This window comes from Orbus hercynius, from assembly GCF_003634275.1.
Taxonomy (GTDB): domain Bacteria; phylum Pseudomonadota; class Gammaproteobacteria; order Enterobacterales; family Orbaceae; genus Orbus; species Orbus hercynius.
In genome coordinates this window covers 334,537-357,414 of record NZ_RBWY01000002.1, presented here as the reverse complement: position 1 = coordinate 357,414, position 22,878 = coordinate 334,537, and the positions used below count along the sequence as shown (strand labels likewise).

The window sequence follows — 22,878 nt, the reverse complement described above, 5'->3', positions numbered from 1 at the left end:
CTAATTTTAAATTTAAAGTTTAAGTTTAAATCTTCCCGTCCTTCTAGGCTGCATTACAGAGCATTACTTTATTTATTCTTATTGTTCAATACTCTTTGACGAATGCTACTATCCTAAATCAGTTTACACTTTCGTTCAATACGCAAATGGTAAAAGTTTACACAATTTATTGGATACCAAAATTATCCACTTTTTAGCGTTTTATAAATATATTTTGTCTATTTTTTGACTTATGTTAATAACTGCACTTTAAGATTGTGAAACGTACTGTTTGCCGAAGTTGAGTAACGGGACTGTGATTGTGAATAATGGCCCCCTAAGATATGGACCGATAAGATAAAAATAATATTAGGGCGATTTACAATTTAGTAATTGGCGAGGAATCAAATGGATAACTTATCTAGAACATAACTTACCGCAACAAACCCAAACGTTGCAGTTACGGTTGTAATTGCACCAAACCCTGATGAACAATCCATTTTTTTAGAGCCTTCAGACTGTTTTTTATTAAAGCAAACCGCTCCATTTAGGCTTGGATAAGTCAGCTGTTCTGTGGAATAGACACAAGGAATACCATATTTGCCTTTACTATCCTTGGTCAGTTTAAAATCATTTTTTAACCGCTCTCTCAACTTGGCAACTAAGGGATCTTGAACGGTTTTGGCTAAATCAGCAATCTGGATTTTAGTCGGATCTTTTTGTCCTCCAGCCCCGCCAATAGTAATCACTTTTAGCTTATTACGCCGGCAATAAGCTAAAACAGCAGCTTTATCGCGAACAGAGTCAATGGCATCAATAATAAAGTCATAGTTAGGTTGCGCTTTACTCCCTAAGTATTCACTGACGTTATGTTGATTGATAAAATCATCGATAGAGCACACATGGCAATCGGGATTAATCTGTATGATTCGCTCAGCCATTACCTCGGTTTTGGCTTGGCCAATATTGGCTTTAAGTGCATGAATTTGGCGGTTGGTATTAGTAATACAAACATCGTCCATGTCAATTAAGCTAATACTCCCGATACCGCTGCGCGCGAGTGATTCCGCCACCCAGGACCCGACACCGCCAATCCCAATTACACAAATTGAAGCTTGCTGAAACTGCACGAGCGCTTGTTCACCATATAGGCGAGCAATACCACTAAATCGTTGATAATAAGAGTCTGAAAACGGCATAATTTTATGTTAATGATTATTGAGTGATTAATGATACTAATGCGATAACGTTGAATAAGATTAGGAAAATATACTAACAGCCATCTTGATAACACGCAACTTATAATCGTCACTCCGTCGCTGGCAATCACTGATATAGGTAGATTAATATCGCGATACTCATACGGGCATAAAAAAACCGCCTTAACGGCGGTTATTATTGCAATAATCGATTACTCGCTCCAGCTGTCTCGCAGACCCACTGTGCGGTTAAACACATAGTGATCATCCTTAGAATATTTGCTATCTAAGCAAAAATAGCCTTCTCGCTCAAATTGATAAGCAAATTCAGGCTTGCTATCACGTAAGCTTGGTTCAATAAAGCCTTGTTTAATGATTAAAGAATCCGCATTAATTGTCGCTAAAAAGTCATCAGCAGAGCCTGGGTTCGGCGTATTAAAGAGGCGATCATATAGGCGAATCTCAGCAGGTAAAGCGAATTTAACTGATACCCAATGAATAACACCTTTTATTTTACGCCCATCTTCCGGGTTTTTATTTAACGTAGTTGGATCATAAGTACAATAGATGGTTGTAATATTGCCTTGATTATCTTTTTCAACACGATCTGCGCGAATGACATAAGCATTACGTAAACGAACTTCTTTACCTAATACTAAACGTTTATAGTTTTTGTTAGCTTCTTCACGGAAATCAGCGCGATCAATATAAATTTCACGAGTAAATGCAACATTACGATTACCTAATTCTGGACGATTAGGATGATTTGGCATCGACAGCACTTCATCTAATGTTTCAGAAAAGTTCTCAATAACCACACGAACAGGATCAAGCACGGCCATCGCTCTTGGCGCATTTTCATTCAAGTCTTCACGTACACAAAACTCAAGCGTACTCATCTCAACCGTATTTTCTTGTTTAGTCACACCAATTCGTTGACAGAAATCACGAATTGCTGCTGCAGAGTAACCGCGTCGACGCATCCCTGAAATTGTCGGCATACGGGGATCATTCCAACCATCGACAATTTTTTCACTGACTAATAAATTAAGTTTTCGCTTCGATGTAATCGCATATTCTAAATTTAAGCGCGAAAATTCATATTGGTGAGGCCGTGCTGTGATCGTAATATTATCTAATACCCAATCATATAAACGACGATTATCCTGAAACTCTAACGTACATAAAGAATGGGTAATATTTTCAATCGCATCAGAAATACAATGGGTAAAATCGTACATTGGATAAATACACCACGCATCACCCGTTTGATGATGGCTGGCAAATTTTATACGATATAAAACCGGATCGCGCATAACGATAAATGGCGAAGCCATATCAATTTTAGCCCGTAGACAAGCCTTACCTTCAGCAAACTCACCATTTTTCATTTTATTGAATAGTGCAACATTCTCTGCGACTGAACGATCACGATAGGGACTATTTTTACCCACTTGTGTTAAAGTGCCGCGATATTCACGAATTTCATCGGCAGAGAGTTCATCAACATAAGCCAAGCCTTTATTAATTAACTCAATAGCATAATGATAAAGTTGATCAAAATAATCTGAAGAATAGCGCACCTCGCCATCCCAATGAAAACCTAACCATTCTACATCTCGTTTAATCGAATCAACATACTCAACATCTTCTTTCGTCGGATTAGTATCATCAAAACGTAAATTGCATTTACCGCGATAATCTTGCGCTATACCAAAATTCAAACAGATAGATTTTGCATGACCAATATGTAAATATCCATTCGGTTCAGGCGGAAATCGCGTTTGAATCGTTTTGTATTTACCGTCAGCCAAATCTGTATCAATTATTTGACGGATAAAGTTTGTTGGACGAGCCTCAACTTCGCTCATAAAATTCCCCTAAAATGTTTTAATGACCGTGTAATGATTAACAAATCACACCAATTTTGAGATGAATATAACAAATTTTTTGTTATTCGTGAATGTCATCCATCATAATTATGGTGACTAAAATAATCGTTAGATCAAATTGATTAGTTATTAAGCATAACGTTGTCTCAAAAATAACGTTCATTATTGTTCAATTAATTAAATTTTATCTATGCGTTACAAGCGGCACATATGGGATTATATATTTACTACTTAATGGGATAAGATCAAATAAATCAAAGCATCGAAATTGGAACTTATCATAATCCATAGCGCAAAAATCCTTAATATTACGCCAACTCAATAGGAAATTAAGTTTGGTAATGATGTAAACTTGATCACTTTACCTGCAAAAAATGGCTTTAATGCTGTTCGAAGGCCAATTTCAACTCATTATTCAATTTTTAAAGATAAAAGTATCGCGAGGGCTAAAATTGTAAAAGATTATGTTATCAGCAATAACCAAAGAGTGGTTATTTATAAATAAATGTAAAAATGTATTAAAATAATTTAGAATAGCTAACGGAGGTAATTCTCCGTTATTATTTTAAACATAGGAGTTATTCGTGAACAAGCATCTCATTTCTTTATCGGCGATTACCACATCATTGATTATTGCCTCTTTTTCTGCTCAAGCCACCCCTATTTCAGTTGGCCTTGGGGCAAGCTGGACAGATTCGCCTTATAAAGGTTATGGTGCGGTATACTATCCATTACCCCATATCGTGTTTGAGAACGAAGTCTTCTTTATCAATAATTTTACGGCTGGCGCTTATCTGTATAACGATAATAATCAAAAAATTTCATTAGGGCTTAGCTATCTTCCACTACAATTTAAGCCAAGTGATTCTGATAATCATCAAATGAAGCAACTTGATAAACGTCATTCCACTGTTGTTGCAGAAGCACGCTATTCCATTGCAACGCAATATGGTAACTTTGCAACAGGTATTGGCGCTGACATTTTAAATGAAAGCAATAGCGTATTGATTGGAGCAAGTTATTCTTATCCAATTTCCGGTGACCGATGGGTTATTGAACCTAAAGTCGGTTTTCTTTGGGCTAATGATAAACATAATGATTATTACTATGGCGTCTCTCATAGTGAAGCGACACGTTCAGGACTCGCTTATCATGACGCGAAAAGTTCATTTACTCCATATGTTTCATTAATTGGTTCATATACATTAACTCAAAGTTTTTCAACTTACGTCGGAGTAAGAGTCGATAAATTAACGGGTGATGCAAAAAATAGCCCAATGATTGCTAACAGTACCATTCCAAGTGTATTTGCGGGTATAAACTACAGTTTCTAATAATTTATAGCTCAGCTTTTGGATAAAGCGATTTTGCGCTGAACGATATCCAACTCAATACCCAACTGGCTAATTAGCCAGTTGGGTACATCAATCTTATTTGCAAAGGAAATATCAATTACTATGGTTTGGTTCAAAAATGCCATTATTTATCAATTAAACAAAGATAATTTACTGGATAAGCAACTTGTTGAACAGGCAGTTAATGCCGCTCCTTTTATACCATGTGATAAAACTGAAAGTACTAAATCTGGCTGGATTTCACCTTATGGTGAAAATAGCAATAATCCACTGATGATTGATATTGATGGACAGTTATTATTACGTTTAAAAAAAGAGAGTAAAATTTTACCATCCTCGGTTATCAAACAGGCACTTACTACAAAAATTGCTAAACAAGAAGATGCATTAAATAGAAAATTAAAAAAAACAGAGACTATTGCATTAAAAGAGGAAGTCTTTATTGACCTATTACCACGCGCTTTTAGTAAATATCAGTTCTTTTGGTTATGGATTGATACAAAACAAAAACGATTGATTGTCGATAGCTCAAGTTTCAAGCAAGCTGAAGATCTACTCGCTTTACTTAGAAAAGAAATGGGTAGCTTGGCAATTACACCTCGTTCGAGTACGAAACCTCTCGAAAATTTGATGACCGAATGGGTCCGAAACACACAGCACTATCCTCCGCTTGAACTCGGTAATGAAATTGAGCTCAAAGACGCGATTGAAGAGAGTCAGGTAGTGCGTTGTAAAAATCAAGATATGGATAGTAATGAAATTTTTGTACACATTGATGCCGGTAAGCAAGTCAGTAAATTAAATCTTATTGACAGTAGAGGCGTATCGTTTATGCTAAATCGAGATGATACATTAAAAAGAATCAAGTTTGATGCAAGTATTTTAGATAAAAATGAAGATTATATGCCGGAAGAAAGAGATAAAAAAATTGAAGCAGACTTCCTCATTATGTCCAGCACACTTTCAGAAACGATTGACTCACTAATTACAATAACTGATTAATTAAGATGAAAAATGGCACAAAAAAGCCCTTTAATTTGTGTAAAGTAAAAATTATCTGTAGCCAAGTAAATTACACGTGCTATACTATAAAAGCATCTGTGTAAGAAAAATATAAAAATAATATATGGAAATAAAGAATTATTTTTAACAGTAATTATTAAGTTTGTTAAAAATATTTATCAACAAAAATTCAAGTTGAGGTACAAAATGAAAAAAACAACTTTAGCGCTAGCTGTGGCAATTGCTAGCATAACATCTGTAGCAAACGCTGCATTACCAGAAAATACTTGGTATGTTGGTGGTAAATTAGGTTGGTCAAAATTTTACAAAACTGAATCGGACAAAGTTGAAGGTGCTGATAAAGTATCTGCTAGTCGTGTCGGTGGTGGTGCATTTGTTGGTTTTCAGGCGAACCGTTACCTTGCAGCTGAACTAGGTTATGATTGGTTAGGTAAAGCAGAATATAAAACAAATGGTAGCAGCCCAACAGGTAAATTAACTGTTCACGGTGCATCATTAACAGGTAAAGTTAGCTACCCTATTTCATTTATCTCTGATGATTTAGATATCTATGCTCGTGCCGGTGCATTCATCCACACGACTAAATGGAAATCTGGCGGTAGCCATAGCACAGATACAAGTGTATCTCCTGTGTATGCTTTAGGTTTTGATTACCGTTTAAATGAAGATTTCTCTACACGTTTAGAATACCAGTGGGTTAACAAAATTGGTAACGATGGCCCAACAGATCCAAGTAATGGTCTATTAACATTAGGTGTGACTTACGCGTTAGGTTCACCAAATGTAGCTAAAGCATCAGAATTAGTATTACGTGAAAATCGTTTTGTACTAAATGAAGATGTGCTATTTACTTATGCTAAAGCTGAGTTAAAACCAGAAGGGAAAGCAGCACTAGACAACTTAGTGAGCACTTTAATTAAACTTAATCCATCTGAAAGTGCTATCGTAGTTATTGGCCACACTGACCGTATCGGTTCAAGCAGCTATAACTTAAAATTATCAGAAAAACGTGCAGATGCAGTAATGAATTACCTAGTATCTCAAGGTGTTCCTGCTAACTTAATCAGTGCTCGTGGTGTTGGTAAATCACAGCCACTTACTGGTGATCAATGTAATGCGCTTAAAGGTGCAGAGCTTATCACTTGTTTAGCACCAGATCGTCGTGTTGAGATCGAAGTTAAAGCAGTATCGGTTCAAGAGTTTGAAGTAACTGAACATAAAGATAATACTAAATAATTTGAATAATTAGTTTATTTTACCAAAACCCGGTTTAATAACCGGGTTTTTTATTGATTATTTATACACATCAATTACAATAGCTGACATCAAATACCTATCTTGCTAGCCGAGCATTTGTACAAAAAAAAATCAAAAACTAGCAATATTTTTTTTTATTCACAATTAACGAAATTGATTAACTAAATTTGTGGATAATCATTGACATTAAAAATTATTTGGAGTCTTTCGTGCCTACAACGATCTGGCAAACCTGTTTATCTCAATTGCAAGAAGAGTTAACGCCTACGGAATTTAATTTATGGATTAGACCATTGCAAGCCGAAATGGAGGATAATAAGCTTTATCTTTATGCCCCTAATCGTTTTGTACTTGACTGGGTTAAGAATAAATACCTTGCTAAAATTTCGTTGTCACTAAGCCAATTACTTAATACACAATCGCCTAAATTGTCAATCGAAGTCGGTTCACCTAAAAAATTGCGTAGCACAACACAAACCTCACCTCGACCAAAAGGGCCTGAACAAGTAACCGCTACAGAGCCCAAATGGAAAACACAAAAAATTACTGAAAATATCGTATATCAATCAGGAATTAATCCTAAATATACATTTGACAGCTTTGTCGAAGGTAAATCAAACCAGCTTGCTAATGCGGCGGCAAAGCAAGTAGCCGAAAATCCAGGTAAATCCTATAATCCTTTATTCGTATACGGTTCAACAGGACTGGGTAAAACTCATCTACTCCATTCAGTCGGTAACCAGATCTTGCAAAATAAAAAAGATGCCAAAGTCATTTATATGCATTCTGAACGTTTTGTCCAAGATATGGTCAAAGCTTTACAAAATAATGCTATAGAAGATTTTAAAAATTATTATCGTTCGGTTGATGCTTTATTGATCGATGACATTCAGTTTTTTGCTAATAAAGAACGTACTCAAGAAGAGTTTTTCCATACCTTTAATACCTTACTTGAAGGTAATCAGCAAATTATATTAACGTCAGATCGCTATCCAAAAGAGATTGATGGTGTTGAAGATCGATTAAAATCACGTTTTGGTTGGGGGCTAACTATCGCCGTCGAGCCGCCAGAACTCGAAACACGAGTGGCGATTTTAATGAAAAAAGCGGAAGAAAATAATATTAAATTGTCTGAAGAGGTCGCTTTTTTTATCGCTAAACGTTTACGTTCTAATGTACGGGAGCTTGAAGGCGCTCTAAATCGAGTGATTGCAAATGCAAATTTCACCGGTAAAACGATTAATATCGATTTTGTTAAGGATGCATTAAAAGATTTACTTGCTTTACAAGAAAAACTGATAACAATTGAAAATATTCAAAAAACAGTTGCTGAATATTATAAAATAAAAGTCTCTGACCTTTTATCAAAACGACGCTCTCGTTCAGTCGCTCGTCCAAGACAGGTTGCGATGGCTTTAGCTAAAGAGCTCACCAACAAAAGCCTGCCAGAGATCGGCAATGATTTTGGTGGACGAGATCATACAACAGTGTTACATGCTTGTCGTAAAATAACCGAATTAAGGGAAGAAAGTAATGATATTAAAGAAGATTATTCTAATTTAATACGAACACTTTCAACATAATTATTTATAAAATAAAGAACCAATTATTATGAAATTTATTATTGATCGTGAAAAATTAATTAAACCATTGCAACTTGTCACAGCACCATTAAGTAGCCGTCCGACTTTACCTATCTTAGGCAATTTATTGTTACAGGTGAGTGATAATATTTTATTAATGACTGGAACGGATCTCGAAATTGAGATGATTTCAAGATTACCTTTATCTGAACCGAGTGAAGCTGGCGCAACAACTGTTCCTGCCCGCAAGTTTTTAGATATTTGCCGTAGCTTACCAAATGATGCGAAAATTTCAGTGATATTTGATGATAATCGCCTTACAATTCAATCAGGTAGAAGTAAATTTTCATTATCCACATTACCAGCAAACGACTTTCCTAACTTAGAAAATTGGCAATGTGATGCTGATTTTTCTATTCCACAAAAAACCTTAAAGTCACTCATTGATGCGGTACAATTTTCAATGGCAAATCAGGACGTACGCTACTATCTAAATGGCATGCTATTTGAGACCGAGAATAATTTACTTAAAACTGTTGCAACCGATGGTCATCGTTTAGCAGTCTGTGCGTTACCCATTGGCGAACATACCCCAACAACTTGCTCGGTCATAATGCCAAGAAAAAGCGTGTTAGAGCTGGCTAAACTCTCGAGCGATAGTGAAGAGCTGATCAATATTCAAATTGGTAATAATAATTTAAGAGTCAATTTTGCAGATCTCACTTTTACCTCAAAATTGATCGATGGCCGTTTCCCTGATTACCGTAAGGTGTTACCACGTAATCCGGATAAAACGCTTGAAGCATCTTGTGAAGAGCTAAAAAATGCCTTGTCACGTGCCGCTATTTTATCCAATGAAAAATTCAGAGGAATTCGGCTTTATGTCCATGAAAATCAGATGAAAATTACGGCAAATAACCCAGAGCAAGAAGAGGCTGAAGAGATTGTCGATGTAATATATCAATCAGAAGCACTTGAAATTGGCTTTAATGTCACCTACTTACTTGATGTACTCAATACGCTCAAATGTGACACCATCCAAATGCTACTTTCGGACTCAACTTCAAGCGTACAGATTGAAGACTTGAATCAACACGCTGCAACGTATGTTGTGATGCCAATGCGTTTATAATTCTTGAAATACATATTCAGTTTGACCTACTGAATATGTGGACCATTTATACGAATATGACCATTGCAAAACTGAAAATTTATCACTTCCGCAATATTGATTTTGCTGAGATTGAGCCCTCTACACATTTTAATTTTATTATCGGTGATAATGGTAGTGGTAAAACAAGTTTTCTTGAAGCTATCTACATGTTAGGACATGGTAAAGCATTTCGTCATCAACTCTCTAGCCGAGTTATCCAACATCATCAGCCAGAATTGATCCTATTTAGCAATATTATTTCACCGAGTGGGAAAATCAATTCCGTTGGATTATCAAAATCACGCAGTGGCGATAATAAAATTAAAATCAATAATGATGAGGGATTTAAATTAGCTGAGTTAGCTAAACTTTTACCCATTGAGCTTATAACGCCAGAAGGATTTGATTTATTAAATGGCGGGCCTAAATATCGTAGATCTTTTATCGACTGGGGCTGTTTTCATCATTACAATGAATTTATCATGTTATGGAATAATCTGCGTCGTTTAATCAAGCAACGCAATGCATTACTCAAAAATGTACATAACTATAATCAGTTACGTCCTTGGGATAAAGAGCTCATTCCAATCGCTAATCAAGTCAGCCAAATTCGAGCAGATTATATTAATCAAATTTGCCCTGAAATTATCCAAACAGGACAAGAATTTCTACCCGAATACACATTAGATTGCCAATTTTATCAAGGCTGGGATGAGATGGAAGACTATGCAGAGATACTCATTGCACACTTTGAAAGAGATAGAGCATTAAATTACACAACAATGGGCCCTCATAAAGCAGACTTAAGGTTACGTGTTAATAATATTCCGATCGATGTTCTTTTCTCTAGAGGTCAACTTAAATTACTCATGTGTGCATTAAGGCTTGCTCAAGGTGAATTTTATGCGAAACAAACTCAGCAATCCTGTCTTTATCTTCTTGACGATTTTGCTTCAGAATTAGACTTAACTAAACGCGCATTACTTGCTAAAAGACTAAAATCGACGGGTGCACAAGTTTTTATTAGCGCCGTTGATCAAGAACAAATTCAATCAATGGTTGACGAAAATGACAAGATTTTTCACATAAAATCTGGTATAATTTCTGCATAAATTTACGATTAATCAGTCAAATGATGTTCTAGCGAGAGATACATGTCTAATTCTTATGATTCCTCAAGTATAAAAGTATTAAAAGGACTTGATGCTGTCCGCAAACGCCCGGGTATGTATATTGGTGATACTGATGATGGCACTGGTTTACACCATATGGTCTTTGAAGTTGTGGATAACGCCATTGATGAAGCACTTGCAGGTCATTGTACCCATATTGATATTATCATCCACACAGATAATTCCGTATCCGTTCGCGATGATGGGCGCGGAATTCCAACAGGGATTCATGAGGAAGAAGGCGTATCAGCGGCAGAAGTCATTATGACTGTCTTGCATGCCGGTGGTAAGTTTGATGATAATTCTTATAAAGTTTCAGGCGGACTACATGGTGTTGGCGTTTCCGTTGTTAATGCGCTATCGGACAAACTTGAATTAATCATTTATCGAGACGGTAAGATTCATCAACAATTTTACCATCTTGGAGTCCCTCAAGCACCATTATCTGTTATCGACGAAACTACAGAAACAGGAACTTATGTCCGTTTTTGGCCAAGTCCATTAACATTTACCAATATCGAGTTTGAATATGAGATTTTAGCCAAACGCTTACGTGAGCTTTCATTTTTAAACTCCGGTGTCTCAATTAAATTACTTGATGAGCGTACAGGCAAAAATGAGCACTTCCACTATGAAGGTGGGATACAAGCGTTTGTTGAATACCTCAATAAAAACAAAAATCCAATTCACCCAAATATTTTTTATTTCAGTGCAGAAAAAGATGATATCGGTGTCGAAGTCGCATTACAGTGGAACGAAGGCTATCAAGAAAATATTTACTGTTTTACCAACAATATTCCACAACGCGATGGCGGTACTCATTTAGCTGGCTTTAGAGGTGCAATGACACGAACCTTAAATAACTATATGGAGAATGAAGGATATAGTAAAAAAGCTAAAATAAGTGCAACTGGAGACGATGCAAGGGAAGGTCTAATTGCCGTTGTTTCTGTTAAAGTTCCCGATCCTAAATTCTCCTCGCAAACCAAAGATAAGTTGGTTTCATCAGAAGTGAAATCAGCTGTTGAATCGATTATGGCGGAAAAATTATCTGAATATTTACTTGAAAAGCCAGGTGATGCAAAGATTGTTGTTGGTAAAATTATCGACGCAGCAAGAGCACGAGAAGCCGCTCGTAAAGCACGAGAGATGACTCGTCGAAAAGGTGCACTTGATCTCGGTGGTTTACCTGGAAAACTGGCTGATTGTCAGGAAAAAGATCCAGCATTATCTGAATTATACTTAGTGGAAGGGGACTCGGCAGGTGGCTCTGCCAAACAAGGGCGTAATCGTAAAAATCAGGCTATTTTACCGTTAAAAGGTAAAATTCTAAATGTTGAAAAAGCGCGTTTTGATAAAATGCTGTCCTCACAAGAAGTTGCTACCTTAATTACCGCACTAGGTTGTGGTATTGGTCGCGATGAATATGATCCAAATAAAATGCGCTACCATAGCATCATCATCATGACCGATGCTGATGTGGATGGATCACATATCAGAACGTTATTATTAACCTTCTTCTATCGTCAAATGCCTGAAATTATTGAACGTGGCTATGTCTATATCGCACAACCGCCACTTTATAAAGTGAAAAAAGGTAAGCAAGAACAATATATTAAAGATGACGATGCCATGACTGCATTTCAAATTGCCTTAGCACTTGAGGATGCTTCTTTGCATGTTAATAATCATGCTCCAGCATTAGCAGGTGAGCCACTAGAAAAGTTAATTGCAGAATACCAAAAAGTTGAAAAATTGTTAGGTAAAATGGAACGCCGTTATCCAAAAACGCTATTAGCGGAATTAATTTACCATGATGTACTAACTGAAGCGATGATGCTAGATCAGCAACTCACAGATAGCTGGGCCAGCAAAATCATCGAAAAACTCAGTACCAAAGAGCAAAATGGTAATCTTTATCATTATGATATTGAATATAATGAAAGCAAAAAGCACTATATTCCTGTGATCAAAATCCGAACCCATGGTGTAGACAATCGTTATCATCTTGATCTGGCTTTTGCACACAGTAACGAATATAAAAATATCCTGCATTTAGGTTCACAATTGAAAGGACTCATTGAAGAAGGTGCTTTTGTAAAACGCGGCGAAAGAAAAGAGGCCATCACCAGTTTTGAAAGTGCAGTAGAGTGGCTAATTAAGGAATCCAAAAGAGGATTAACCATTCAGCGTTATAAAGGTCTTGGCGAGATGAATCCAGATCAGCTATGGGAGACGACAATGGATCCAACTAGTCGTCGAATGCTGCAAGTCAATATCAGAGATGCTATTGCTGCAGATCTACTATTCACCACGTTAATGGGCGATGAAGTAGAACCTAGACGCGCATTTATTGAAGAAAATGCGTTAAAGGCATCAAATCTAGATTTTTAATTGATTGATTTTTCTAATTAATAAAACCAGCCAATCATATGCTGGTTTTTTTGTCATCGCTGAAAAGAATAATGAGTTTTAATCTATATTCCTAATGCATATTTGATCAAATGTTTCTTAATGGGTGATGCCATATTAATAACATTCATACCAATGCCTCTAGCACGTTTTTTTAGCCACGATTCTCCCTCAAACATATCCTGAATCATTTGCATAGCGCTTAGCATGGCAATCACATCTTTATTACGAATGCGCTGATATGCCCTAAATTGCTGCTTCAACCCAATGTCTTGATCTGCGGCATAACTTTTTAGGATGACATTGACCAACTGTCTGGAGTCCTCAAGCCCCAAATTAACACCTTGGCCGGCTAAAGGATGAATCGTATGGGCAGCATCACCAATTAAAATCAGTCGATCTTGTACTGATTGAGGACAGTAACGAGCAGTCAAAGGGAAGGCTAACCGTTCACTCATAACACGGCAATCCCCCAAACAAGCCTCGGTCACGTTAGTCAATGCTTGTGCGAATGAAACATCATCCATTGCTAACAATTCTCTCGATGGTACCGGTTTTGCAGACCATACTAAGCAACTGGTATTTGATTGCCATAACGGTAGAAATGCGACAATTCCATCTGGATAAAAAATTTGCCGAGCACAAGCTCGATGAGGAAGCTGGGTCTCTACTGTTGCAATTATGGCTTGATGACGGTAAGGTCTTTGAATTAAAGGCACCCGCTGTTTTTGTCGAATCAATGAATTGGCACCATCAGCGGCAATAATTAGCTTAGCCGAGATTTGCTGACCATTGTCGAATTGCACAAACCCTCTATCACTACTGAAAAAAAGTTCCTGGACATTATGGTGTAAAAAATGAACATTTGGTTGACTAATTGCCCGTTGATAAAGGACATTTAACATCAGTTGATTTTCTATAATATAACCCAAATTAGAATAATCATAATGAGTACTATCAGCAGCGAGTCTTGCATTGCCGTGCTTTTCAAACACATCAATTGAATCAAATGCCAGAACACGATTACTCTCTTCAATATCTCGCCAAACACCAATATCTTCAAAAAAACGCTGACTCGCTAAATTGATCGCAGAGGCTCTGATCATGGGCTGCTCTGTAATAAGTTGGCGATAAATATCGTGCTTTGCATCAACAACGGCAATATTCATAGTTGACTTACATAAGGCATTGGCCGTTGCTAACCCAACTAATCCGCTACCAACCACAATTACATCAAAATCGACCACAATATCCTCTTATATCCAATCTTTTGATTGTGTCAAAGCATATCATAATTTGAGAACAATAAATATTATAGAAAAAACCCACATAAGTGGGTAAAAATTAGATGAGTTTAAAATGAAAATATTTCACCCTGGTAAAATAACACGCTTAAAAAAATAAAACAACTTTTTTAAATCGCAAAACGTGTTAATTAGTTTAAAATAAAAATAATAATCACGTTTAACACCAAAAATAAAACTTTAAATTTAAAGATACTCTAAAAAAAACATTAAATCTTTTTAAAGATATTGCATTATTGAATTGTAATTTAACAAAAAAATGATTTATAATTATTTTTTTTACGCATAAAGAATAGGAAATACTTGTGATAATAAATAAAAGTGTGCAAACATTCAAGAATCGTTTAACTGAGGTTATGCAAGGCGATTCCGTATCTGTATTTGCTAAAAAGTGTAACATGTCAGAAACAGTAATAAGAGACTATTTATCAGGAAAAACATATCCCTCGCTTAGTCGTCTGGCTTCTATCGCCGAGAAATGTAATGTTTCTTACTGCTGGCTGGCAACTGGCCATAAGCTGGAAGATATCAGTGATACTGAAAATGATAATGTCTACAACGAATATATTCATCGTATTCCAGTCTATGCGAAACAATTGCCAACCATTGAAGAGGCTAGAACACAAAAATACGTGCGAGGAACGCCGCCAGTGATGAACTACCCAGCACTTGATGGGTGGTTAGAATATCGTGGTTTAGATGCCAAAAAACTCATTATCTATTGGGCCAAAGGCGATCTTATGGAGCCTGAGATCAAGCATAATAATGGCTTGATCATCAATACTGATATTCGTGAAGTTGTTGATGGGGCAATTTATCTGCTTGAGTACAAAGATATGACACTTCTTAGACGTATCCGCTTAACACTTGATGGCTGGGAACTGCAATGTAATAATGATCGCTGTGCAACGATCTCAGTTCTTCGTAAAGATTTTAAACAATATAAAGTGGTCGGGTGTGTTGTACAAATCATTAAAGATTTGTACTAAACGCGAGATCATGGCTAATTACAGCCGATAAGATAATTGCGCTTATCGGCTATTGAATTACGCGTTGCGCCGTTGTTTGACTGCCAGTGCTAATACATCTAATAACGCGGCTGAATCATCCCAACCGATACAACCATCTGTAATACTTTTACCGTACACTAACGGTTGGTCGCTATCTGGGTTTTGCGTCCCTTCAACAAGATGACTTTCTATCATCACACCTATAATTGCCTTCTCACCCTCTGCAATTTGCTGTGCAACAGCATTACCAACATTTATTTGCTCTTTAAATTGCTTACGGCTATTAGCATGACTAAAATCAATCATAATATTCGATTGCATACTGGCGTGTTCTAAATCCTGTTTCACCGCAGCGATATGTGCAGCACTATAATTAGGTTCCTTACCGCCACGTAAAATAATATGGCAATCAGGGTTACCCGTAGTTGAAACAATCGCAGAATGACCAAATTTGGTTACCGATAAGAAACAATGTGGCGCATTTGCAGCGTTAATTGCATCGATCGCGACTTTCATTGTTCCATCGGTACCATTTTTAAATCCAACAGGGCATGACAAGCCTGATGCTAATTCACGATGCACTTGAGACTCAGTTGTTCTTGCGCCAATCGCGCCCCAACTCATTAAATCCGCTAAGTACTGAGGTGAAATCATATCTAAAAATTCGCTCGCCGCAGGTACACCCAACTCATTGATATCAATTAATAGCTTACGTGCAATTCTAAGCCCTTCATTTATATCAAAGGTATGGTTAATGAAGGGATCATTAATTAAGCCTTTCCAACCAACTGTTGTTCTTGGTTTTTCAAAATAAACTCGCATCACAATTTCTAACTCATTTTGATATTGAGCACGCAGGCTGTTAAGGCGGTTTGCATATTCTAATGCAGCCTTCGTATCGTGAATAGAACATGGTCCAATTACAACCAATAAACGATCGTCTTGATGGGTTAATATGTGGTGAATTTTCTGGCGGGTATCACAAACCAGATTAGCCACAGAATGTGTTACGGGAAATTTTTCTAATAACGCAATCGGAGGTAAAAGTTCTCGAATACTCGAAATATGGACATCATCATTTTTATAATTCATTTTCATACCTAGCTACTTAAACAAAACTAGACTAGTATATACCCAGTTAACAAAAAAATGATAATTTAGTTTATTGCCCGTAGGTAAAACAATTATCTTAGACTCGGACACTTAAGTAGATTTGTTGTTTGAATATGATCAAACGTTGATATTAGAGAATAGCCAATGAAATTAAATCAACTCCGTTATATTATTGAAGTTGCTCGCACCGGTTCAATGAATGAGGCCGCTAAAAAACTATATATCACCCAACCGAGCCTATCTACAGCAATAAAAGAGCTTGAGGACGAATTTGATTTAAAAATATTTATTCGTACCACAAAAGGCGTATCTTTAACGACCGAAGGCACTGAGTTTTTAGGCTACGCCAAACAGATTCTCGAACAAACCGAACTACTGGAACAACACTATAATAAAAAATTACCATCAAAACAGTTATGTAGTATATCCACTCAGCATTATGCCTTTGCGGTTAATGCATTTGTTAATCTAATCAAAAAGAATCATACTGATGAGTATGAATTTACATTAAGAGAAACTCGCACCCATGATATTATTACCGATGTCACCACTTTACGTAGTGAAGTTGGTATTTTATATCTAAATGATTTCAACCAAAAAGTGATTCGGCGACTACTCAAAGAGAATAATTTAACATTCTATCCATTATTTGACGCCGATCCCCATGTGTTTATCAGTACGAAGCACCCGCTAGCGCTAAATAGCAAAATCACATTAGAAGAGTTAGAAGACTACCCTTACTTGTCATTTGAGCAAGGAGAGTATAACTCTTTCTATTTTTCAGAAGAGATCTTAAGTACGGTATATCATAAAAAAAGTATTCATGTGAGCGATCGCGCCACGTTATTCAATTTACTACATGGATTAAATGGCTACACAATTAGTACCGGTGTCCTAAGCACTGATTTAAATGGTTCTGATATTGCCTCAATCCCATTAAAAACAGAGGAAAAAATTCTGGTCGGTTGGATTACGTCTCAAAAAGTTCAGTTAAGTCAATCTGCTCAGCACTATATTAGTGAATTAAAAAGATTAATTGAACAATATGGATTTAAACTAAAATAAATACTCGGCAAAATTTTCGTCGCGATATTGTTTTTTATAAAAAAAATACTATACAATACCAATTCCTTTATTTATTGAAAATAAAACAAAAAGATGAAAAATTATAAATTATTTAAACATGATGATGGGCGAATTGAGGCAGTAAAACAAGGTTGGTCGTGGCCTGGATTTGTGTTAGAAATTTTTGGGTTAGGATTTATTTGGGGATTAGTCAAAAAATTATGGTTTGTAGCGATTTTATTAATCATATTTAGAATAGCACTGTTTATAATCTCAGATAGTGTTTCGCCAGATATGGATGGATACACGTCTTCTTATCAATATCAAAATGCACTTAATACAGCACTAATGTGGTCCATCGTATTTTTTATTGTTCAACTTGCTGTAGCTATTGTGATTGGCGTTCAAGGCAATAGTCTTCGAGAAAAAAATCTCATCAGTAAAGGATATGAACTCGTAGGTACAGCAGAAGCACTCAATCCAGATATGGCAATTTTTGAAATGAAAAAAGCTGAGAGTCAACATCACGATATCGTTTCCCATCTGTAATTCAATAAAAATGCCACCTTGTATATTGTGGCATTTTATTGACGACAAGCAGTTAATCAGCTAAGTTAATATCAAATACCTCAATATTATCTAGGCCACCATAAGCATGGTACCAAGGATGTGCATACTGTGTTAAAATTTTATTAAGATGCTCAACATTATCGCGACCAACCGAGTCTAACCATTCAAGAAGCCCTGCTTTTCCGCCTTTTCCATAAGCAGCGACGCCATCAAACCAAGTTGCCCTACCGCCTAAAATACCACTATATTTTGCGCCAGATTGACCTGCAAATATAAGCTCCTCATGGAAAGTCTTAGTCGGTACGCCAGCACTTAAATAGATAAATGGGCGCGTTGTTGCATCACTCGCTTCTTTAAAATAATTCGCGGCATCTTTTTGCGAATAAACGATAGGATTATTGTCGTTAAATCCTGCTACGTATTTAAATAACACCGGCACTTCAACTTTTAATACATCAATGTGGTATGCTTTTTTGGTGAACTCTTCAATGGTTTTTATCACTTTACGAGGTTTTATTTTCGCAAATTCAGGGCTTTTATCATCAATTATCTCATTATCATACACAATAGGCTCAACAAACACAGGTAAATCCACCGCTCTTGCTTCTTCGCCTAATCGCTCTAAAAAAGCATGTTTTTTATCTAAAATATCCTTTGGGTCATCTGGATTATAGTAAACTAATACTTTTGCCGCATCTGCCCCTTTCTTAATTAAACGCTGAATGGACTCTTCCGGTAAAAGTTCAGGTAAACGGCCTGGTGTATTCACATCATATCCCGTTTTTTCATATGATAGGATCAGTCCTGAATTGGCATTTTTAGCATTCATTCCTTTAAAACCATACTCTTCATCCAATAAAATGGCACTCACATACTTGGTCAACTCTTGAGAAACTAACTCTTTAAACTCGTAAACCATATCAACATGATAGCGTTCTTTGCCAACAGCACTTTCCATCATTTTAACCATTGATCCTCGTTGATCAATCGCTAATGCGGCAATCACGCCATCATGATTGGATAATTGCTGCATACAATTAAATTTTCTGCGGGAGATTCTCTTTTTAGACATGTTCAATACTCCTAATGTTGATAAGTGGATGTTTTTATAGTGTAAACCTATAACTGGACTAGAGTGGTGAAAATTGTGCTTATTTTAAGCATCATAGTGCTGATTATGTTATTTGCAAGGCCGTAGATGATATCAAATATGAGTTTATATTTACCTACTCATTTAAAGCAGCTGCTCGAAAATCAACAATATCACCCAACACATAATATTGATAATCAAAACATAGGTAAAACAAATCTTATTAGAAGATTGTCGTAAATTAAGGTATATTTAGCATCAATTTTATTGCCTCGATACTGACTTATCGTGTTGTTTTCCTTACTAATGCAATAATTAAAACGATTTTCATTACTTAATCAATACTAATTATAAAACTAGGTTATATCATATGGATCATTCTGTCACGTCAACATTACAATCTCATCCATTACAAGCACAAGATTATAAAACCCTTGCGCTCGCATCACTTGGAGGTGCACTGGAGTTTTATGATTTTATTATCTTTGTTTTCTTCTCTACGACGATTGGTCATTTGTTTTTTCCACCCGATATGCCGGGTTGGTTAAGCCAAATACAGACATTTGGCATCTTTGCAGCGGGCTATTTAATTCGTCCTTTTGGTGGTATTGTCATGGCACACTTTGGTGACAAATTTGGTCGCAAAAAAATGTTCACATTAAGTATCTTACTCATGGCACTACCGACTTTATGTATTGGTTTATTACCGACTTATGCTACGCTTAATTATGCCGCACCAATTCTATTGTTGATAATGCGATTATGCCAAGGACTCGCCGTAGGCGGCGAAGTGCCAGGCGCATGGACATTTGTTGCCGAGCATGTACCACCTCGTCGTGTTGGCCTAGCATGTGGCATATTAACGAGTGGACTCAGTTTAGGCATTTTATTTGGCTCACTCATTTCAACTGCCATCAATATGATCTTTGTTGGCGAGGCAATGAATACTTGGGGCTGGCGTATTCCCTTTATTATTGGTGGTGGATTTGGCTTTTTAGCGATGTATTTGCGTCGCTGGTTAAAAGAAACACCGATTTTTATCGCGATGCAGCAACGTAAATCGCACGAGTCAACTCAGCGCTTACCGGTCTTAACCGTTCTCATTTATTACCTGCCACAAACGCTATTATCAATGTTATTAACGTGGATTTTATCAGCAGGTATTATGGTTGTTATTCTCATGGCACCAATTTATCTACAGCAGCAATTTGGTTTCTCAGCAACAGAATCATTACAAGCCAATACTTGTGCCATCATTGGCTTAATTATCAGCTGCACAGTATATGGGGTTTTAGCAGATAAATTTATGCTCGGCAAAATTATCATCATCGGTAGTATGATTGCCGTTATCACCATTGCAGGGTTCTATTTTTCCCTTGAACATCATGCTGAGTTATTATTTATCACATATCCTCTTGCTGGCTTTGGCGTCGGTATTGTCGGTTCATTTGCATGTTTTATGGTGAAGGCGTTTCCAACGGCAGTGCGTTATAGTGGCGTGTCATTCTCATTTAATATGGCATATGCGATTGCCGGAGGCATCACGCCATTACTGCTGTCAGTTTTCACCAATTTATTTAGTAAACTCGCACCGGCCTTTTATGTCATTTCACTGTTTGCACTCGGGGCAATCATTGGCATTATTTTATTAATCAATAAACATATCACCAAAGAGATGACGTAATCACGAAATAAGCTCACCACTATTTTATAAAATCAAATAGTGGTGACGTATTTATTCTCGCTCTAATGCGTAAATAGGATCTAAACCAGCTGCTCGTTTAGCTGGAAAATAGCCAAAAACAATCCCAATAAGACTCGAGCATGTAAAGGCGGCAATAATGGCTGATAATGAAAAGATCATCGAAAATGTGGTGACAAAATAAGCAAACAATCCACCAATCAGTAAAGATAATAAAATCCCCAATATTCCACCAATTAAACAGACTAATACAGCTTCAATCAGGAATTGTTGTAAAATATCGCTTGATCTTGCCCCAACAGCCATCCTGACACCGATTTCCCGTGTTCTTTCCGTAACAGACACTAGCATAATATTCATTACCCCAATACCACCCACAATCAATGAAATCAAAGCGATAGCGGATACTAATAGCGTCATAGTTGCTGTTGCCGATTCGATCGTTTGGCGAATCGAGTCGGAATTAAAAATGAAGAAATCTCTGGTTCCGTGCCTTTTGAGCATAATACGCTCAAGATCTTGCTCCGCAACAGAGAGATCGATATTATCTTTTACCCTAACCGTAATACTCTTTAACGTCGTTTGACCAATCATACGATTAATGACCGTTGAATAAGGTAACCATACATTTAAGCTTTCATTGCTCCCCCAACCTTGATTTTTTCGCGTTGCAACACCAACGACCCTAACGGGTAATTGCCCAACGTAAAATACTTGCCCGATAGGGTCTTGATTAGGAAATAAGCGTTTCACTGTGTTTTCATCAATAACGACATCTTGAGCAGAATTAGTAATACTATTAGCATCGAAGAATTTACCTTGCATGATATCATAGCCCCTAACCGCAAAAAACTGCTCGCCGACACCATTTACCGTGCCAGAAAGTGCTTGATTATCTTTTCTAAAATAAACACTCGTTGATACATTCGGTGTTGCACTATGAACATAACTCTGCTGCGCTAACGCATCAGCATCGGCCGAACGTAAGGTATTAATCCTCCCCGCATTACGATCACCAAAACCGGTACCAGGAAAAATCTCTAACGTACTCGTTCCCATCGAACTGATATCGGCTAAAATTTGCTGTCTTGAACCTTCTCCCAACGCCACCACCGATACAACAGATGCAATACCAATAATAATTCCAAGCATGGTTAAAAATGTACGCAGTTTTTGAGAAAGCATCGACAAAATGGCCATTTTAAAGGCATCTTTAAAGCGATCTGCTTTTGCCGATAAGGTATCTTGTGTTTTAGTAATATCAATCTGTTTAACTTCATTAGGCTGATTAGCATTCACCGCAAACGCAGGGTTTTGCGTATCGGCAATAATTCGCCCATCACTGATTTCAATAATCCGCTGCGCGCTTTGTGCAATATTGGGATCATGCGTAACAATAATAATCGTGTGTCCTTGTCCATGCAATTCGCGCAAAATTGCCATGACCTCATGACCGCTTTTTTGATCTAAAGCGCCAGTAGGTTCATCAGCTAAAATAATTTGCCCTCCGTTCATCAAAGCACGACCAATACTAACACGTTGCTGTTGCCCGCCAGATAATTGTGTCGGCTTATTGTGCATTTTATCTGCCAGTCCGAGCCTTGTTAAAATGTCACTTGCTTTTTGATGCCGTTGTGCTTTTTTGCATCCAGCATAAATTGCCGGCACCTCAACATTACCTTCAGCGGTTAACGCATTGAGTAAATGATAACGCTGGAAAATAAAGCCAAAATGTTCTCGCCGTAGCTCGGCTAGTTCGTCAGGCGTAAGTTTACTCGTTTCTCTTCCTCCAATGGTATAAACGCCATTGGTAGCTTTATCTAAGCAACCTAATATATTCATTAGTGTTGACTTACCCGAACCAGATGAACCAACAATCGCCACCATCTCGCCTGCATTGATTGTGAGATCAATATTTTTTAATACTCTAATTGTCGACTCCCCTGCGGGAAATTCACGAACAATATTTTTTAATTCAATGAGTGGAATGTTATTCATC

At 36.9% G+C, this 22,878-nt stretch carries 17 protein-coding genes; 11 read left to right on the top strand and 6 right to left on the bottom strand.

Going from position 1 to position 22,878, the window contains the following annotated elements; all coding sequences use genetic code 11:
* Positions 1-383: 383 nt before the first annotated feature.
* On the bottom strand, positions 384-1,178 hold the full coding sequence (tcdA, locus tag DES39_RS07255; RefSeq protein ID WP_121145116.1) for a tRNA cyclic N6-threonylcarbamoyladenosine(37) synthase TcdA: 795 nt from the start codon (positions 1,176-1,178) through the stop codon (positions 384-386).
* 212 nt (positions 1,179-1,390) lie between these two features.
* Positions 1,391-3,049: a glutamine--tRNA ligase gene (gene glnS / locus DES39_RS07250; RefSeq protein ID WP_121145115.1), complete on the bottom strand. Its 1,659-nt coding sequence runs from the start codon at positions 3,047-3,049 to the stop codon at positions 1,391-1,393.
* A gap of 605 nt (positions 3,050-3,654) precedes the next feature.
* On the opposite strand from glnS, the gene DES39_RS07245 reads away from it, so the two are divergent.
* The 7 genes from DES39_RS07245 (at position 3,655) to gyrB (ending at position 13,007) form a co-directional block, all read left to right on the top strand.
* Complete coding sequence (locus tag DES39_RS07245; protein ID WP_121145114.1) at positions 3,655-4,404, top strand: MipA/OmpV family protein; 750 nt, start codon at positions 3,655-3,657, stop codon at positions 4,402-4,404.
* Between the two features lie 123 nt (positions 4,405-4,527).
* On the top strand, positions 4,528-5,427 hold the full coding sequence (locus DES39_RS07240) for a recombination-associated protein RdgC (RefSeq protein WP_121145113.1): 900 nt from the start codon (positions 4,528-4,530) through the stop codon (positions 5,425-5,427).
* 207 nt (positions 5,428-5,634) lie between these two features.
* Positions 5,635-6,684: a porin OmpA gene (gene ompA / locus DES39_RS07235; protein ID WP_121145112.1), complete on the top strand. Its 1,050-nt coding sequence runs from the start codon at positions 5,635-5,637 to the stop codon at positions 6,682-6,684.
* Positions 6,685-6,914: 230 nt separating this feature from the next.
* Positions 6,915-8,288, top strand: coding sequence for a chromosomal replication initiator protein DnaA (dnaA, locus tag DES39_RS07230; protein ID WP_121145111.1), 1,374 nt, complete (start codon positions 6,915-6,917; stop codon positions 8,286-8,288).
* 28 nt (positions 8,289-8,316) lie between these two features.
* Positions 8,317-9,420, top strand: a complete 1,104-nt coding sequence (gene dnaN / locus DES39_RS07225; protein ID WP_121145110.1) for a DNA polymerase III subunit beta — start codon at positions 8,317-8,319, stop codon at positions 9,418-9,420.
* A gap of 56 nt (positions 9,421-9,476) precedes the next feature.
* Positions 9,477-10,553 carry a DNA replication/repair protein RecF gene (gene recF, locus DES39_RS07220; protein ID WP_121145192.1) on the top strand — a complete coding sequence of 359 codons (1,077 nt, stop codon included), beginning with the start codon at positions 9,477-9,479 and terminating at the stop codon, positions 10,551-10,553.
* A gap of 42 nt (positions 10,554-10,595) precedes the next feature.
* Positions 10,596-13,007, top strand: a complete 2,412-nt coding sequence (gene gyrB, locus DES39_RS07215) for a DNA topoisomerase (ATP-hydrolyzing) subunit B (protein WP_121145109.1) — start codon at positions 10,596-10,598, stop codon at positions 13,005-13,007.
* 83 nt (positions 13,008-13,090) lie between these two features.
* Here the strand turns inward: gyrB and DES39_RS07210 are convergent, their stop codons facing one another.
* On the bottom strand, positions 13,091-14,272 hold the full coding sequence (locus DES39_RS07210) for an FAD-dependent monooxygenase (protein ID WP_170143363.1): 1,182 nt from the start codon (positions 14,270-14,272) through the stop codon (positions 13,091-13,093).
* A gap of 362 nt (positions 14,273-14,634) precedes the next feature.
* Between DES39_RS07210 and DES39_RS07205 the strand changes: the two genes are divergently transcribed.
* Positions 14,635-15,318 (top strand): LexA family transcriptional regulator, encoded by a 684-nt coding sequence (locus DES39_RS07205; RefSeq protein ID WP_121145107.1) that lies wholly within the window; start codon positions 14,635-14,637, stop codon positions 15,316-15,318.
* A gap of 57 nt (positions 15,319-15,375) precedes the next feature.
* Here DES39_RS07205 and aroG read toward each other — a convergent pair whose 3' ends face one another.
* Positions 15,376-16,431: a 3-deoxy-7-phosphoheptulonate synthase AroG gene (aroG, locus tag DES39_RS07200; protein WP_121145106.1), complete on the bottom strand. Its 1,056-nt coding sequence runs from the start codon at positions 16,429-16,431 to the stop codon at positions 15,376-15,378.
* A gap of 165 nt (positions 16,432-16,596) precedes the next feature.
* Here aroG and DES39_RS07195 point away from each other — a divergent pair, with 165 nt between their 5' ends.
* A complete protein-coding gene (locus DES39_RS07195; protein WP_121145105.1) occupies positions 16,597-17,517 on the top strand; it encodes a LysR family transcriptional regulator in 921 nt (306 codons plus the stop codon).
* Between the two features lie 93 nt (positions 17,518-17,610).
* A complete protein-coding gene (locus DES39_RS07190) occupies positions 17,611-18,066 on the top strand; it encodes a DUF2628 domain-containing protein (RefSeq protein WP_121145104.1) in 456 nt (151 codons plus the stop codon).
* Between the two features lie 52 nt (positions 18,067-18,118).
* Here the strand turns inward: DES39_RS07190 and DES39_RS07185 are convergent, their stop codons facing one another.
* Positions 18,119-19,159 (bottom strand): tagatose 1,6-diphosphate aldolase, encoded by a 1,041-nt coding sequence (locus DES39_RS07185; protein WP_121145103.1) that lies wholly within the window; start codon positions 19,157-19,159, stop codon positions 18,119-18,121.
* A 388-nt stretch (positions 19,160-19,547) separates the two neighbouring features.
* On the opposite strand from DES39_RS07185, the gene DES39_RS07180 reads away from it, so the two are divergent.
* Complete coding sequence (locus DES39_RS07180) at positions 19,548-20,861, top strand: MFS transporter (RefSeq protein ID WP_121145102.1); 1,314 nt, start codon at positions 19,548-19,550, stop codon at positions 20,859-20,861.
* Between the two features lie 51 nt (positions 20,862-20,912).
* Here the strand turns inward: DES39_RS07180 and DES39_RS07175 are convergent, their stop codons facing one another.
* The gene (locus DES39_RS07175; RefSeq protein ID WP_121145191.1) at positions 20,913-22,877 is read right to left on the bottom strand and encodes a MacB family efflux pump subunit; all 1,965 of its coding nucleotides are present in this window, start codon (positions 22,875-22,877) and stop codon (positions 20,913-20,915) included.
* Position 22,878 lies beyond the last annotated feature (1 nt).

What these genes read in the sequence shown, in the direction of transcription:
- DES39_RS07195 (WP_121145105.1), top strand. Translation starts at nt 16,597, where the DNA reads ATGAAATTAAATCAACTCCGTTATATTATTGAAGTTGCTCGCACCGGT.
- DES39_RS07240 (WP_121145113.1), top strand. Translation starts at nt 4,528, where the DNA reads ATGGTTTGGTTCAAAAATGCCATTATTTATCAATTAAACAAAGATAAT.
- gyrB (WP_121145109.1), top strand. Translation starts at nt 10,596, where the DNA reads ATGTCTAATTCTTATGATTCCTCAAGTATAAAAGTATTAAAAGGACTT.
- DES39_RS07175 (WP_121145191.1), bottom strand. Translation starts at nt 22,877, where the DNA reads ATGAATAACATTCCACTCATTGAATTAAAAAATATTGTTCGTGAATTT.
- recF (WP_121145192.1), top strand. Translation starts at nt 9,477, where the DNA reads ATGACCATTGCAAAACTGAAAATTTATCACTTCCGCAATATTGATTTT.
- DES39_RS07185 (WP_121145103.1), bottom strand. Translation starts at nt 19,159, where the DNA reads ATGTCTAAAAAGAGAATCTCCCGCAGAAAATTTAATTGTATGCAGCAA.
- tcdA (WP_121145116.1), bottom strand. Translation starts at nt 1,178, where the DNA reads ATGCCGTTTTCAGACTCTTATTATCAACGATTTAGTGGTATTGCTCGC.
- glnS (WP_121145115.1), bottom strand. Translation starts at nt 3,049, where the DNA reads ATGAGCGAAGTTGAGGCTCGTCCAACAAACTTTATCCGTCAAATAATT.
- ompA (WP_121145112.1), top strand. Translation starts at nt 5,635, where the DNA reads ATGAAAAAAACAACTTTAGCGCTAGCTGTGGCAATTGCTAGCATAACA.
- DES39_RS07190 (WP_121145104.1), top strand. Translation starts at nt 17,611, where the DNA reads ATGAAAAATTATAAATTATTTAAACATGATGATGGGCGAATTGAGGCA.
- DES39_RS07180 (WP_121145102.1), top strand. Translation starts at nt 19,548, where the DNA reads ATGGATCATTCTGTCACGTCAACATTACAATCTCATCCATTACAAGCA.
- aroG (WP_121145106.1), bottom strand. Translation starts at nt 16,431, where the DNA reads ATGAATTATAAAAATGATGATGTCCATATTTCGAGTATTCGAGAACTT.
- dnaN (WP_121145110.1), top strand. Translation starts at nt 8,317, where the DNA reads ATGAAATTTATTATTGATCGTGAAAAATTAATTAAACCATTGCAACTT.